The organism is Salinimicrobium oceani (assembly GCF_012037645.1).
This window is the reverse complement of the sequence record NZ_JAAVJR010001368.1, coordinates 1-320: the sequence shown is the minus strand read 5'-3', so window position 1 is coordinate 320 and position 320 is coordinate 1. Positions and strand designations below refer to the sequence as shown.

The 320-nt window shown below is 39.1% G+C and carries 1 protein-coding gene; it reads right to left on the bottom strand.

What is annotated here, in order from left to right; translation table 11 throughout:
* A partial coding sequence (locus HC175_RS22240; protein WP_209310205.1) for a hypothetical protein occupies positions 1-204 on the bottom strand: 204 nt, incomplete at its 3' end.
* Between the last annotated feature and the right edge of the window lie 116 nt (positions 205-320).

Here is a 320-nt window from a genome sequence, read left to right as displayed (position 1 = left end):
AAGAAAAGAAGCACTATCACTTTTAGAGAATTCTTCGGGATTGGTAGGGATAGTGACTGCAGCAGCCTCTTCTTCGTTGACATAGGCGTAGGTGCCATCGCTGTTAAGGACTACTTCCTGGCCTGTATCTGTAATTGCACGGGTTTGAGCAGACAGGCAAAAATTGACGCCAAGGAATAAAAATACCAGGTAAAAAGTTTTCATAGTTGATGATGGTTAGAATTACTAAATTAACATAATTTTAATAATTCACAACCCTTTTTGAAGAAGAAGATGCTCTCTTTTAGACCAGCCTGTTTTTAAGTTCCTGAAGGCTCACT